This window comes from Geodermatophilus sp. SYSU D00703 (assembly GCF_054050155.1).
On the sequence record NZ_JBJGYU010000030.1, the window covers coordinates 18,068 to 32,503 of the forward strand.

Sequence of the window (14,436 nt, forward strand, 5' to 3'; positions counted from 1 at the left end):
CCCGCTCGGATGATCACGGTCGGCGCCCGGTCCTCCGGCGCGGGGCGTCTCGATCCCGCTCGGGGCACTGCCGGCGGACCGGTGCCGGTCGGCTGCGGGGACGTGCTCATCCGCCTGGGGGGATGGCGCGCGTGGTGGTGGGCGCGAGGGTGGCCGACGCGTGACGCGACCGGCCCCCGGAGGACGACGATGGCCGACCAGAGAGCCCGGCGGATAGCGGACGCGATCAAGCCGCTGCGTGTGAAGCCCGGCAGCACCGTCCGCCTGGGCAAGGACTTCGACCCCCGGTACAAGGCGAGCTTCGTGCACAAGGAGGACGGGGCGGACCTCCTGCAGACCGGCGTGACGCTCCTGGCGGAGTACCAGGCCCGCCTGGCCGCCCAGGACACCCACGGCGTGCTGGTCTGCCTGCAGTCCCTCGACGCCGGGGGCAAGGACGGGACCATCCGGCACGTGATGAGCGGGGTCAACCCGCAGGGCGTGCACGTGCACAGCTTCAAGGCACCCTCGGCCGAGGAGCTCGACCACGACTACCTCTGGCGCTACGCCCGACGGCTGCCGGCGCGCGGGGAGATCGGCATCTTCAACCGGTCGCACTACGAGGAGGTGCTGGTCGTCCGGGTGCACCAGGAGCTGCTGGCCCACCAGAAGCTGCCGCCGGAGGCGCGCGGCTCCGGGATCTGGCGGCGCCGATACCGGCAGATCAACGACTGGGAGCGCTACCTCACCGACAACGGGATCGCCGTGGTCAAGCTCTTCCTGAACCTGTCGAAGGAGGAGCAGCGCCGGCGCTTCCTCGCCCGCATCGACCTGGCCGAGAAGAACTGGAAGTTCTCCGCCAACGACGTGACCGAACGCCGGTTCTGGGACGACTACCAGGACGCCTTCTCCGAGATGCTCTCGGCCACCAGCACGGCGTGGGCGCCCTGGTACGTCGTCCCCGCGGACCGCAAGTGGTTCGCCCGGCTCTGCGTCTCAGCGGTCCTGGCCCACACCCTCATCGAGATCGGTCCGCGGTTCCCCGACGTGAGCGACGAGGACCGGGCACGGCTGCAGGCGGCCCGGGCCGAGCTCGCGGCCCAGGCGCCGGCCGAGGGGCCCGCCGTCGACGGCGCCCGGCGGGGCACGGACGTCCCGAGCCCCCGGGAGGTCGTCGAGCCGGCCGCTGCCGGTACCGGGTGACCGCGCGCAGCTCCGGCTGAGCCGTTCGCCGGCCGGGCGCGGCCGGCTCCCCGCCCGCCACCGGGTGATTCATCCACGGGGGAGGAGGACCCGTTCCCGCGCCCCGGCTGCAATGACGCCGTCCCCAGCGACTCCCGGAGGGGTCCATGAGCACCGCATCCGCTCCGCCGGCCGGTCCGGCCACACCGGTCGAGCAGGAGCCCCGCGGGACCCTGGGCCTGGGCGCCGCGACCGCGCTCATCGTCGGCAGCATCATCGGGGTCGGCATCTTCAACCTGCCGGCGTCGCTGGCCGCGTACGGGCCGATCAGCCTCGTCGCCATGGCGCTGACCACCATCGGCGCCCTGGCCCTGGCCGTCATGTTCTCCTCGCTGTCCCGCCGGCTGCCTGCCGACGGCGGCCCCTACGCCTACGCCCGGGCGGCGTTCGGCAACCTCGCCGGCTTCTCCAACGCCTGGCTGTACTGGATCACGGCGTGGTCCGGGAACGCGGCGATCGTCGTCGGCTGGGTGCTGTACGTGGAGGAGTTCGTCAACCAGGACCAGAACCCGCTGTTCTCGATCGTCCTCGCGCTGATCGGGCTGTGGCTGCCCGCCGCGATCAACCTCAACGGCGTCAAGGCGATGGGCACGGTCCAGATGTGGACGTCGGTGCTCAAGTTCATCCCGCTGGTCTTCATGTCCACCGTCGGGCTCTTCTACGTCCAGAGCGCCAACTTCGCCGTCTGGAACACCAGCGGCCAGAGCACCATGGGCGCCATCGGCGGGGCCATGGCGCTGTGCCTGTTCAGCTACCTCGGCGTCGAGTGCGCGGCCGTCGCCGCCGCCAAGGTGCGCGACCCCGACGAGAACGTCCCCCGCGCCACCATCTTCGGGACCCTCGGCACCGCGGCCGTGTACCTGCTGTCGCTGACGGCGGTCTTCGGCATCGTCTCGACCGCGACGCTGTCGGAGTCGACCGCGCCGTTCGCCACCGCGGTCAACCAGGTCTTCGGCGGCACCTGGGCCGGCTACGTCATGTCGGCGCTGGTCGTGGTCTCCGGCTTCGGCGCGCTCAACGGCTGGACGATGATCTGCGCGGAGATGCCGCTGGCCGCCGCCAAGGACGGGCTGTTCCCGAAGGCCTTCGGCAAGCTGAACCGGCACGGCGTGCCCGCGTTCGGCATCATCTCGTCCACCGCGCTGGCGTCGCTGTTCATGATCATGTCCTACGCCGGCTCGGTCGGGATCACGGTGTTCAACACCCTGGTCTTCATGAGCGGCATCACCGCCGCCATCCCGTACGCCTTCTCCGCCCTGGCCCAGGTCAAGTGGCGGGTGCTCGACCACCGGCAGCTGCAGACCCCGCGCTTCGTGCGCGACGTGGGCGTCGCCGTGGTCGGCCTGGCCTTCTCGGTGCTGTTCATCTGGTACTCGCGCAACACCGGCGGGAGCCTCTGGCAGGAGTACCTGCCGTTCATCTTCGCCGGCGGCGCGTTCCTGGCCGGCATCCCGATCTACCTCAGGCACCGGACCTCGATGTCCGAGCCGCCTGCCGTCCCGGCCTGGCGGCCCTGACCCGCGCCCAGCAGAAGGAGCGAGAGCCATGCCGTTCCGCGTCGACTCCGAGGTCGGGCAGCTGCGCCAGGTGATCCTGCACCGGCCCGGCCTGGAGCTCACCCGGCTCACCCCGCAGAACGTCGACGACCTGCTGTTCGACGACGTGATGTGGGCCCAGCGGGCCCGGGAGGAGCACGACGCCTTCGCCGAGAAGCTGCGCACCAAGGGCGTGAAGGTGTACCTGTTCCACGACCTGCTGGCCCAGGCGATCGACCAGCCCGGAGCGCGGGAGTTCCTGCAGGAGGAGCTGACCACCGCGACCCGGTTCGGGCCTGCCCTCGACGCCCCGCTGGACGAGCTCATCGGCACCCGGCCGGCAGACCTGGTGGCCGAGGCGCTCGTCGGCGGCGTCCTCAAGTCCGACCTCGACCTGCCGAAGACCTCCAGCCTGCTGCTGGAGTACCTCGACGACGACGACTTCCTGCTCGCGCCGCTGCCCAACCACCTCTTCCAGCGGGACAACTCCGCGTGGGTCCACGACGGGCTGTCGGTGAACCCGATGAGCAAGCCGGCGCGCAAGCGGGAGACGATCAACTCCCGGGTGGTGTGGAACTTCCACCCGATGTTCGCGGCCGATCCGCCGCACTTCTACTACGGCAACGACAGCGCGAACCACGACCCGGCCAACTGCGAGGGCGGCGACATCCTCGTCATCGGCAACGGCACGGTCATGGTCGGCATGGGGGAGCGGACCAGCCCCCAGGGCATCGAGTTCCTCGCCCGTCGGTACTTCGAGCACGGCCGGGTCACCAGGGTCATCGCCGTCGAGCTGCCCAAGACGCGCGCGTTCATGCACCTCGACACGGCCATGACGATGATCGACCGCGACGCCTTCAGCGTGTACCCGCACCTGCCCGAGACGCTCCGGTCGTTCACGCTCACCCCGATCGGCAGCGGGGGCGACTACCAGGTCACGGAGAACCCCGAGCTCTGGCCGGTCGTGGCCGACGCCCTCGGCGTCGAGAAGGTGCGGGTCATGCGCACGCCGATCGACCTGCTCGGCGCGCAGCGGGAGCAGTGGGACGACGGCAACAACTTCCTCGCCGTCGCCCCCGGCGTCATCTTCGGCTACGAGCGCAACACGACGACCAACACGTTCCTGCGCAGGAACGGCATCGAGATCGTGACGATCGCCGGCGAGGAGCTCGGCCGCGGCCGCGGCGGGCCGCGCTGCATGTCCTGCCCCATCGAGCGCGATGCCGTCGCTGACACGGCCGTCGCCTGAGCCCGCGGACGGAGCCCGTCATGGCCCTCAACCTCCACAACCGCGACTTCCTCAAGGAGGCGGACTTCACCGCTGCCGAGCTGCAGTTCCTGCTCGACCTCTCGTACGACCTCAAGCGGGCGAAGGCGTCGGGCAGCGAGCGGCAGCGGCTGCGCGGCCGGGACGTCGCGCTGATCTTCGAGAAGACCTCGACCCGCACCCGGTGCGCGTTCGAGGTCGCCGCCTACGACCAGGGCGGTCACGTCACCTACCTGGACCCGGCGTCCTCGCAGATCGGGCACAAGGAGTCGGCCGCCGACACCGCCAAGGTGCTGTCGCGGATGTTCGACGCCATCGAGTTCCGCGGCAAGGCCCAGGCCACGGTGGAGGAGCTCGCCGCCAACTCGGCGGTCCCGGTCTACAACGGGCTCACCGACGAGTGGCACCCCACCCAGATGCTCGCCGACTTCCTCACCATGACCGAGCACGCCCGCCGGCCGGCGCACGAGCTGACCTACTGCTTCACGGGCGACGGCCGGTTCAACATGGGCCGCTCGCTGCTCGTGACCGGCGCGATCATGGGCTCGGACGTGCGGATCTGCGCCCCCGAGGCGCTCTGGCCCGACAAGGACGTGCAGGACCTCGCGCGGGAGCGGGCCGAGGAGTCCGGGGCGCGGATCACCCTGACCGCCGACCCGGCCGAGGCCCTGCCGGGCGCCGACTTCGTGCACACCGACGTCTGGGTGTCCATGGGGGAGCCGGACGACGTGTGGCGGACACGCGTGGAGGAGCTGACCCCCTACCAGGTCAACGCCCGGGCGATGGAGCTCACCGGGAAGCCACGGGCGCGGTTCATGCACTGCCTGCCGGCGTTCCACGACACCAACACCGCGGTCGGGCGGAAGGTCGCCGACCTGACCGGCATGACCGGCGGGCTCGAGGTGACCGGCGAGGTGTTCGACTCGCCGGCCAACATCGCCTTCGACCAGGCCGAGAACCGGCTGCACACGATCAAGGCGGTCATGCTCGCCACCATCGGCGACTGACGCTGCGACGGGAGGGTGGGCCATGAGGATCGTCGTCGCCCTCGGCGGCAACGCCCTGCAGCGCCGGGGCGAGCCGATGACCGTCGAGGGGCAGCGCCACAACGTGGCGGTGGCCTGCAAGTCGCTCGCACCCGTGGCCGAGGAGCACGAGCTCGTGATCACCCACGGCAACGGGCCGCAGGTGGGGCTGCTGGCGCTGCAGGCGGCCGCGTACGACCCGGCGTCGGTCTACCCCTTCGACATCCTCGGCGCGCAGACCGACGGGATGATCGGCTACCTGATCGAGCAGGAGCTGGGCAACCTGCTGCCGGCGGAGAAGCCGCTGGCCACCGTCCTGACGATGATCGTGGTCGAGCCCGACGACCCCGCGTTCGAGTCGCCGACGAAGTTCGTCGGCCCCGGGTACACCGCCGACGCCGCCCGGGAGCTCGCCGCGCGGCGCGGCTGGGTCTTCCGCCAGGACGGCGACTCCTGGCGGCGCGTCGTCCCCTCGCCGCAGCCCCGGCGCATCGTGGAGGTCCGCCCGGTCGAGTGGCTGCTGGCCCGGGGGTGCGTGGTCATCGCCGCCGGCGGTGGCGGGATCCCCACGATGTACCCGCACGGCACGCGGACCCTGGTCGGCGTCGAGGCGGTCATCGACAAGGACCGCGCCAGTGCCGTACTCGCCCAGGAACTGCACGCCGACCTGCTGGTCATCGCGACCGACGTCGAGGCGGTCTACCTCGACTGGGGCACGCCGGAGCAGCGGGCGGTCGTCGCCGCGCACCCGGACGCGCTCGACCCCGGCCTGTTCCCCCCGGGCTCCATGGGACCGAAGGTCGAGGCCGCCGCGCAGTTCGCCCGCTCCTCGGGCCGGTCGGCGGTCATCGGCTCGCTCGACCAGTTGTCCTCGATGCTCGCCGGTGACGGCGGGACCAGGATCTCGGTGCACGCCGAGGGGATGGAGACCCGATGAGCGCCCCGACCGACCCCCGGGTCTCGGCCCAGCCGACGATCCCCGTCCAGCGGACGGTCAGCGCCGAGGGGCTCCCGCCGTACCTGCTCCCGCCCGAGCAGGTGGTCGCCGGCCTCGGTGCCGACGTCCGGAACGGCCTGACCCACCGGGAGGCCGCCCGCCGCCTGCAGGAGACCGGGCCGAACAAGCTCACCAGTGAGAAGCCGCCGTCGATCTGGGTGGTCGCGCTGTCCCAGCTGCGCGACCCGATGAACATCATGCTGATCGTGGTGGCGGTGGCCAGCCTGCTCATCGCGCAGGTCTCCACCGCGGTGCTCGTGGCCGCACTGGTCCTGCTCAACGTGGTGCTCGGCACCCGGCAGGAGCTCAAGGCCCGGGCCAGCGTCGACGCCCTGGCCAAGCTGCAGGTGCCGCAGACCCGCGTGCTCCGGGAGGGGCAGTACGAGCAGATCCCGGCCGAGGAGGTCGTCCCGGGGGACGTGGTCCGGCTCGAGGCCGGCGACGTCGTGCCCGCCGACGGGCGGATCGTCGCCTCGGCCACGCTGGAGACGCAGGAGGCCGCGCTCACCGGGGAGAGCGCGCCGATCAGCAAGGGTGCGGAGACCCTGACCGGGCCCGACGTCGGGCTCGGTGACCGGGTCAACATGCTGTTCCAGAACACCTCGGTCACCCGCGGCACGGCGAGCATGGTCGTCACCGCGACCGGCATGCAGACCGAGATGGGCAAGATCGCGACGATGCTCACGTCGGTGACCCGGACCCGGTCGCCGTTGCAGAAGGAGCTCGACGGGCTCACCCGGGTGCTCGGCATCGTGGCGTGGACGGCCGTGGCGCTGATCGTCGTCGTGGGCCTCGCCCGGGACCTGCCGGCCGAGGACGTCCTGCTGCTGGGCACCGCCATGGCGATCTCGGCCATCCCGACCGGCCTGCCCACCTTCGTCCAGGCGATGCTCTCCTACGGCGCCCGGCAGCTGGCCGAGGCCAAGGCCGTGGTCAAGAACCTGACCGACGTCGAGACCCTCGGCGCGACCAGCGCGATCAACACGGACAAGACCGGCACGCTGACGCTCAACGAGATGATGGTGTCGACCATGTACGTGGACGGCGCCTGGTTCACCGTCGACGGCGAGGGCTACCGGAAGACCGGCGGGATCCGCGCGGTGGCCGGCACCGAGCTGCCCGACTTCACCCGGCTGGCCTACGCGCTGGTCCTCGACAGCGACGCGACGGTGGGCGACGACGGCACCGTCATCGGCGACCCGACCGAGGCCGCGCTGGTGGTGCTCGCCGCCAAGCTGGGCGTGGACGCCGACGAGACGCGGCGGGCCTACCCGCGGCTGACCGAGGTGCCCTTCGACTCCGACTACAAGTTCATGGCGACCTTCCACCGCGTCACGATCGACGGGGTCGAGCACGTGGTGGAGCTGGTGAAGGGCGCGCCCGACGTCGTCCTGGGCCGGTGCAGCCGGGCAGGGGGCCCGTTCCGCTCGCCCCAGGTGCCGATCGAGGAGGAGCGCGGCCGGATCGAGGGGGCCAACCGGCAGATGGGGGAGAAGGGCCTGCGGGTGCTCGCCTTCGCCGCCCGCCTGGTCCGCGAGGACGAGCTGGGGGCGATGCAGGCCGACCCCATGACGCTGACCACCGACCTCGGCTTCGTCGGGATGGTGGGCATCATCGACCCGCTGCGGCCCTCGGCCAAGGCCGCCGTCGAGACGGCACTGCGCGCCGGCATCGACGTCCGGATGATCACCGGTGACCACGCCGTCACGGCGCATGCCATCGGCGAGCAGCTCGGGCTGGGGGCGGGCGCGATCAGCGGCGCGGAGCTGCAGGCGCTCTCGGACGAGGAGCTGCGCCGGAGGTTGCCCCGGCTGCACGTGTTCGGCCGCGTCACGCCCGAGGACAAGCTCCGGCTGGCCCGGATCATGCAGGGCGAGGGGCTGATCGTCGCGATGACCGGGGACGCGGTCAACGACGCCGCGGCGCTCAAGCAGGCCGACATCGGGGTGGCCATGGGCTCCGGCAGCGAGGTCTCCAAGCAGGCCGCGCGGATGGTCCTCACCGACGACAACTTCGGCACGCTGGTGCACGCCGTCGAGCTGGGCCGCAGCATCTACGGCAAGGTCGTCTCCTACATCCGCTACCAGATGAGCCAGCTGCTCTCGCTGGTGCTGCTGTTCGTCACCGCCACGGTGTTCAACATCAACAGCGGCGTGGCGATGACCCCGCTCATGGTGCTGTTCCTGAACTTCTTCGTGGCGGTCTTCCCGGTCGTGGTGATCCTGCTCGACCCGGCCGACCCGGAGATCATGGACCGGCCGCCACGGGACCCGAAGGTGCCGATCACCAACCTCCCGGCGGTCGTCCGCTGGATCGCGTACGGCACGGTGCTGTTCCTCTCGGGTCTCGTGCCCCTGGTCGCCGGCCCGGACGAGCCCAGCACCGACGTCGCCAGCGCGTCGATGACGATGTGCTACGTCGTCATCGGGCTGGGCACGATCTTCAGCGGCGTGGTCATGCGACGTGATCCCACGTCGGGGCTGACCCCGCCGATCCTGACCGCGGTCAAGTGGTCGGTGATCCCGGCCGGCCTGCTGGTGCTCTCCACCGAGCTGGACTTCCTGCAGAACGGGCTGCTCGCCCAGTCGCTGACCGGGCTGCAGTGGCTCGCCTGCATCGGCCTGGCCCTGCTGATGCCGATCGTGGTCGAGCTCGACAAGTGGGTGCACCGTCGCCGGCAGCGCCCGCCGGCGCCGGTCGTGGTCGAGGCCGCCGTGGCCCCGGCGCGGGCGACCGTGGCGGCCTGACGTGTGCCGCTGGCTGGCGTACACCGGGTCCCCGGTCCTCGTGCAGGACCTGCTCTACGCGCCGGAGAACTCGCTCATCGTGCAGAGCCTGCACGCCCGGTTGGGCGTCGAGCCCACGAACGGCGACGGGTTCGGGCTCGGCTGGTACGACGGGCACGCCGAGTACGCCGGCCAGTTCCGAAGCACCGAGCCGGCCTGGAACGACCGGAACCTCCGTGAGCTGTCCGGTCACATCCGCTCCGCGATGGTCCTGGCCCACGTCCGGGCCTCGACGGGGACGGCGATCCAGCGGACCAACTGCCACCCGTTCCGGCACGGGCGCTGGCTGTGGATGCACAACGGCGCGATCGCCGGCTTCCGCGACGTGAAGCGGGACCTGGCGCTCGCCGTCGCGCCCGACCTCTACCCGGACATCGAGGGCTCCACCGACTCCGAGCTGTTCTTCCACCTGGCGTTGACCTTCGGCCTGGAGGACGACCCGCCGGCGGCGGTCGCCCGCGCCGTCGGGGTCATCGAGGACGTCGGACGGCGGCAGGGGGTGCAGTTCCCGATCCAGATGACCGTCGCGACGACCGACGGCGAGACGCTGTGGGCGTTCCGGTACTCGAGCGAGGGCCGCTCGCGGTCGCTGTTCCACAGCGCCGACATCACCACCCTGCGCGCGCAGTACCCCCACAACCCGGTGCTGCACCGGCTGTCGGACGACGCCCGGCTGGTGGTCTCCGAGCCGCTGGGGAACCTGCGCGGCGCCTGGCGGGAGGTCCCCGAGTCCACCTGTGTCGTCGTCCGGCAGGGCGAGGAGGAACTGCGGCCGTTCGCGCCGCGCCTCCTGCAGCCGGCCGGCTGACCGGCCGGGCAGCGTGAGGTGACCGCCGCCTCCGGGGCGGCCGCTCCGCCGGCCGGGGCACCCGGGGTGGCCGCGACCGTGGGCGTCGAGGAGGAGTTCCTCCTCCTCCGGCCGGACGGCGAGGCCGCACCCGTCGCCGCGGAGGTGATCGCGTCGCTCGGGGACGGCCCGCACGCCCAGCCGGAGCTGATGCGCTTCCAGGTCGAGAGCGCGACCGGCGTGTGCCGCGACCTGGCCGAGCTCAGGGCACAACTGCGGGAGCGCCGCCGGCTCCTGGCCGGTGTCGCGGCGGAGCACGGGGCGTGCCTCGTCGCCGTCGGCACCCCGCCGTTCGGCCTGCCGAGGATCGCGGCGCTGACCGACGACCCGCGCTACCGGCGGCTGCTCAGCCAGATCCCGGGGGTCACCGGCGAGGAGGTGACGTGCGCCTGCCACGTCCACGTCGGCGTCGCCTCCCGCGACCTGGCGGTCGCGGTGCTCAACCGCATCCGCGGGTGGTTGCCCGTCCTGCTCGCCCTGGGCGGCAACTCGCCGATGTGGGCGGGGCGGGACACCGGCTGGAGCAGCTACCGCTACGTGCAGCAGAAGCGATGGCCGACGTTCACGATGCCGCCCCGCTGCCCCGACGCCGCCGCCTACGACGAGCTGGTCACCCGGCTCATCGCGGTCTCCGGGGCGATCGACCCGGGCAGCGTCTACTACTTCGCCCGGCTCTCGCCGCGCTATCCCACGCTCGAGATCCGGATCCCGGACGCGTGCCTCGACGTGGACGACACGGTCCTGCTGGCCGCGCTGGGCCGCGCGCTCGTGGCGACCGGGATCGCCGACGAGGAGGCGGGGCGACCCGTCGCCGCCATCCCCGCCCGGCGGCTCGCGGAGGCCTGCTCCGCCGCCGCCCGGCGCGGTCTGGACGGCCGGCTGGTCGACCCGCAGCGGGGCACGCTCGTCCCGGGGCGGGCCGCCCTCGAGGCGCTGGTGGAGTGCGTCGCGCCCGCCCTCGACGGCGCGGGGGACGGGGACGCGGTGCGGGGGCTGCTGGCGCAGCGGATGGCCCGAGGCTCGGGCGCGGCGACGCAGCGGGTGCTGCTGCGCAGTGGCGCCGACCGCGCCGGGTTCGTCGCCGCTCTGGCCGCCCGGACGTCGGGCCGCTGAGACGCTGCAGCACCTGGGCACCGGGAGCCCCTCCGGATCCGATCCACGGCGCGACCGTGAACCACGGGGAGAGGAAGCCGAGGACCCACCCGCCGACCGACATGGCCGCACCTTCCCGAGGAGGGTCAGCCGGGCAGGGAGCGGAGGTCCCCGGGGGCGAGCTCACCATCCGCCGGCCGGGGGTCGTCAGTGGCCCCAGGATCGCGCCTGCCCAGACCGAGCCGGTTCCGCAGGCGCGTGGCCCAGCGGTCCGGGGCGCGGTCGAACTCCGCGGCCAGGATCGTCGTCGCGACGAAGATGAACGTGACGCAGAGCAGCCACCCGATGAGCGCGAGCGTCACGCCGAACAGCCCGTACCGCAGGCTGTACGTGGACATCAGGCGGGGCATGTAGACCGTGGTGGCGAGGGCGTAGACCCCCGCGCAGGCGGCGGTCAGCACCCCGGTCGGCACCAGCCGACGCCAGGAGACCCGCCGGTCGAGCAGGAGCCACGGGATGGTCGTCCAGAGCAGCAGGCTCCCCATCACGGAGACGGTCCCGCCCAGCGCCCAGCCGGCCGGCAGGGCGCCGACCAGCGTGCGGATGAGGAAGAGCAGGCTGATCTCCACCAGCAGGACGGCCAGGGCGAGGGCGGCGTTGAGCGAACCCCTGACCCCGCGGCGCGGGGACAGCTGCCAGGCGTCCTGGTACATCCGTTGCATCCGTCTGGTCAGGGAGACGCCGGAGAAGACGAGGAGCACGATGCTGAACACGCCGGTCGAGGCGGCGGAGGGGTGCGCGAAGAGCTCGCGCACCGCGTCGGCGGCGGAACCCTCCAGGGTGAACTTGCGGATGAGGACGTCGGAGACCAGGTCACGGTGCTCGGGCGGCGCCAGCCCGGAGGCGAGCAGGACCAGCGGGATCAGCGCGGTGAAGGCCTGGGCGGCGATGGCGGTCGCGCGGTCGATCCCCTGGAGGGCCATGAAGGAGCCGAGGGAGCGGCCCAGCAACGTCGCCTCCAGCCGGCGCCCCGCCGTCCGGAGGCCATGACCTGTCTGCATCCCGGCTCCCTCCGACGCGCACCGGGGACAGCGGCGACCACCGCGCCGTCCCGCCGCTCTACAGCCCGGTGCCGGACGCGCCACCGACTCCGGTGGCGCTCGCCGGCCCGGGCTTGGCTGGGCCGCGACCGCCTCCTCCGCCCCAGCCGACCGTAGGAGGTCACCGGTACCGACGGGCGTCCCCCCGCGGGGATGACCCGACCCGCCGCGGAGGCCCGGCGACTCACCCCCGGCGGAGGAGGCCCGGTTCGTGTCGCGGCAGTCATCATCACGACCGGTCCCGACCGCGGCCGAGGGAGAGGACGAGCCAGTGGTCACGACAGTGGATCAGGTCCCGACGGAGGCGACAGACGCGGCCGTCGTCGCGCAGACACTCCGGATCGGTCACGGCGCGCTGCTGCGCGCTCTCCAGGGCAACACCGTCAACGTCCCCCTCCCGGTCCTCGGCACGGTGCGGCTGCCGCCGCTGGACAGCCTCGTCTGGTTCGGCGGTCTCGCCACGCTGGCCGCGGTCGGGGTCATCGAGTGGCCCGTCGCCGCGGCCATCGGTGTCGGACACCTGCTGGTGCAGCAGGAGCACTTCCGGATCCTGCACGACTTCGGCGAGGGCCTCGTGAAGGCCTGACCGCCTCCGCGCCCCGTGTCCGTCGCGCGGCCGGGTCGTCGCGGGATCGCCCGGAGCGGACGAGGCGCTGCCGTCGTCCCGGCGGGAGGCTCGGCGTCCGGACGACGGAGGGTGGCGGGACATGCTGCGAGGTCGACGGGCGGAGCGACGCGAGGAACGACACGGCGCCGTCCACTACCGGATGCGCCAGCGGCTGATGTCGGTCGGCGACGACTTCTGGATCGAGACCGACTCGGGGGAGCGGGCCTACAAGGTGGACGGCAAGGCCCTCCGGCTGCGCAAGACCCTCGTCCTCGAGGACGCGGACGGTCGCGAGCTGGCCAGGATCCAGGAACGGGTCGCCCGACTCAGGGACTCGATGGAGGTCGAGGACGCCGACGGCCACCGACTGGCAATGGTCCGGAAGGCACTCGTCAGCCCCCTCCGGGACCGCTGGGCCGTCACGGTCGAGAACGGCCCGGACCTCGACGTCCAGGGGAACGTCCTCGACCACGAGTACACCTTCACCGACGGCCGCACCACGGTGGCCACCGTCTCCAAGAGGTGGTTCCGGGTCGCCGACACGTACGGCGTGGAGGTCGCCCCCGGCCAGGACCCGGTGGTCGTGCTGGCCGCCACGGTGGCGGTCGATGCGATGGTGCACGAAGGGCGCTGACGAACGGGCGGCGGCGCGACGCGACGGGACCTGAGGCCGGCGGTGGGCGACCGTGGAGACGGCCGTCCTCGTCGTCGCCGCGTCGGTCTTCCTGTGGGGCGTGGTGTCGGCGCGGCTGGAGCGGGCGGACCTGAGCGCCCCGATCGTGTTCGTGGCGGTCGGCGCCGTGCTCGCCGCGTGCGGGCTGGTCGACGCCACCACCGCTCCGGAGACCCTCAAGCCCCTGGTCGAGACCACCCTCGTGTGGGTCCTGTTCGCCGATGCCGCACGCGTCCGGGTCCACGACCTGCGCTCCGACGCCGGGCGGTACGTCCGGCTGCTGGCGATCGGCCTGCCGATGACCGTGGTCGCCGGCTGGGGACTCGCGGCGTGGCTGTTCCCCGGTCTCGGGCTGTGGCTCGCCCTGCTGGTCGGCGGCGCGCTGGCGCCCACCGACGCCGCGCTGGGGACCCCGGTGGTGACCAACCCGGCGGTGCCGTCCCGGCTGCGGCGGCTGATCAACGTGGAGAGCGGACTCAACGACGGGATCGCCACGCCCGTCGTCGTGTTCGCCCTGGCCGGCGCGGCGTCGGCGGAGGGACGCGCGGAGGCCCCCGGGCTGGGACAGGCGCTGCTCGAGCTGGGGATCGGCGTGGTCGCGGGGGTGGCCGTCGGCGCGGCCGGCGGGGAGCTGCTGCGCCGGGCGCGCGGCCGGGGTTGGGTCGCGGAGGACTTCGCCGGGCCCGCGGTGCTCGCGCTGGCCCTCACCGCCTACGCCGCGGCACTCGCCGTGCACGGCAACGGTTTCGTCGCGGCCTTCTGCGGCGGGCTGGCCTTCGCCGCGACGGCCGGTCGGCGCGGCCCCGCCGAGCTGGTCTTCACCGAGCAGGCCGGTGGCCTGGTGTCGCTGCTGGTGTGGTCGGCCTTCGGCGCGATCGCGGTGCCGATCCTGCTCGCCCGCGCGACCGGGACCGTGGCGCTGTACGCGCTCCTCAGCCTGACCGTCGTGCGGATGGTCCCGGTCGCGGTGGCCCTGATCGGTTCCGGTCTTGACCCGGCCACCGTGGCGTTCATCGGCTGGTTCGGCCCCCGCGGTCTGGCGTCCCTGGTGTTCGCCCTGCTGGCGCTCGAGGAGCTGGGGCCGGCCGCCGACGAGGCCGTGGCCGTCATCGCGGCGACCGTGTTCCTCAGCGTCCTCGCCCACGGGATCACCGCCGCGCCGCTGGCCGCCCGCTACGGCCGGAGCGGCGCGGCCCGCGGCCCGGAACGCGGCGGCCCGGTCCCCGAACTGCCGGTACGCGGGCTGCCTCGCCGTCGCTCCGCCCATCGCGGGTGAGCGCCGGCGG

12 protein-coding genes are annotated in these 14,436 nt (G+C 72.8%); 11 read left to right on the forward strand and 1 reads right to left on the reverse strand.

The features are described 5' to 3' along the window. The first annotated feature begins 189 nt into the window (after nucleotides 1–189). From ACI782_RS21050 to ACI782_RS21085, 8 genes are all read left to right on the forward strand, one after another. The gene (locus ACI782_RS21050; RefSeq protein WP_456912045.1) at nucleotides 190–1,182 is read left to right on the forward strand and encodes a polyphosphate kinase 2 family protein; all 993 of its coding nucleotides are present in this window, start codon (nucleotides 190–192) and stop codon (nucleotides 1,180–1,182) included. A 146-nt stretch (nucleotides 1,183–1,328) separates the two neighbouring features. Further along, nucleotides 1,329–2,738: an amino acid permease gene (locus ACI782_RS21055; protein ID WP_456912046.1), complete on the forward strand. Its 1,410-nt coding sequence runs from the start codon at nucleotides 1,329–1,331 to the stop codon at nucleotides 2,736–2,738. Nucleotides 2,739–2,766: 28 nt separating this feature from the next. Beyond that, nucleotides 2,767–4,005, forward strand: coding sequence for an arginine deiminase (locus ACI782_RS21060; RefSeq protein ID WP_456912047.1), 1,239 nt, complete (start codon nucleotides 2,767–2,769; stop codon nucleotides 4,003–4,005). Nucleotides 4,006–4,025: 20 nt separating this feature from the next. Continuing rightward, the gene (argF, locus tag ACI782_RS21065; RefSeq protein ID WP_456912048.1) at nucleotides 4,026–5,030 is read left to right on the forward strand and encodes an ornithine carbamoyltransferase; all 1,005 of its coding nucleotides are present in this window, start codon (nucleotides 4,026–4,028) and stop codon (nucleotides 5,028–5,030) included. Between the two features lie 22 nt (nucleotides 5,031–5,052). Beyond that, a complete protein-coding gene (arcC, locus tag ACI782_RS21070; protein ID WP_456912049.1) occupies nucleotides 5,053–5,985 on the forward strand; it encodes a carbamate kinase in 933 nt (310 codons plus the stop codon). After that, nucleotides 5,982–8,792 carry a cation-translocating P-type ATPase gene (locus ACI782_RS21075; RefSeq protein WP_456912050.1) on the forward strand — a complete coding sequence of 937 codons (2,811 nt, stop codon included), beginning with the start codon at nucleotides 5,982–5,984 and terminating at the stop codon, nucleotides 8,790–8,792. The genes arcC and ACI782_RS21075 overlap by 4 nt, the downstream gene beginning before the upstream one ends. A 1-nt stretch (nucleotide 8,793) precedes the next feature. Next, complete coding sequence (locus tag ACI782_RS21080) at nucleotides 8,794–9,639, forward strand: class II glutamine amidotransferase (protein ID WP_456912051.1); 846 nt, start codon at nucleotides 8,794–8,796, stop codon at nucleotides 9,637–9,639. A gap of 18 nt (nucleotides 9,640–9,657) precedes the next feature. After that, nucleotides 9,658–10,791 carry a carboxylate-amine ligase gene (locus tag ACI782_RS21085; RefSeq protein ID WP_456912052.1) on the forward strand — a complete coding sequence of 378 codons (1,134 nt, stop codon included), beginning with the start codon at nucleotides 9,658–9,660 and terminating at the stop codon, nucleotides 10,789–10,791. A gap of 125 nt (nucleotides 10,792–10,916) precedes the next feature. Here ACI782_RS21085 and ACI782_RS21090 read toward each other — a convergent pair whose 3' ends face one another. Next, nucleotides 10,917–11,831, reverse strand: coding sequence for a YhjD/YihY/BrkB family envelope integrity protein (locus ACI782_RS21090; RefSeq protein ID WP_456912053.1), 915 nt, complete (start codon nucleotides 11,829–11,831; stop codon nucleotides 10,917–10,919). A gap of 310 nt (nucleotides 11,832–12,141) precedes the next feature. On the opposite strand from ACI782_RS21090, the gene ACI782_RS21095 reads away from it, so the two are divergent. The 3 genes from ACI782_RS21095 (at nucleotide 12,142) to ACI782_RS21105 (ending at nucleotide 14,426) form a co-directional block, all read left to right on the forward strand. After that, on the forward strand, nucleotides 12,142–12,456 hold the full coding sequence (locus tag ACI782_RS21095; protein ID WP_456912054.1) for a hypothetical protein: 315 nt from the start codon (nucleotides 12,142–12,144) through the stop codon (nucleotides 12,454–12,456). 121 nt (nucleotides 12,457–12,577) lie between these two features. Further along, entirely contained in the window at nucleotides 12,578–13,111 is a 534-nt protein-coding gene (locus ACI782_RS21100) for an LURP-one-related/scramblase family protein (RefSeq protein WP_456912055.1), read from the forward strand. A gap of 52 nt (nucleotides 13,112–13,163) precedes the next feature. Beyond that, entirely contained in the window at nucleotides 13,164–14,426 is a 1,263-nt protein-coding gene (locus tag ACI782_RS21105) for a cation:proton antiporter (RefSeq protein ID WP_456912056.1), read from the forward strand. The last annotated feature ends 10 nt before the right edge of the window (nucleotides 14,427–14,436 follow it).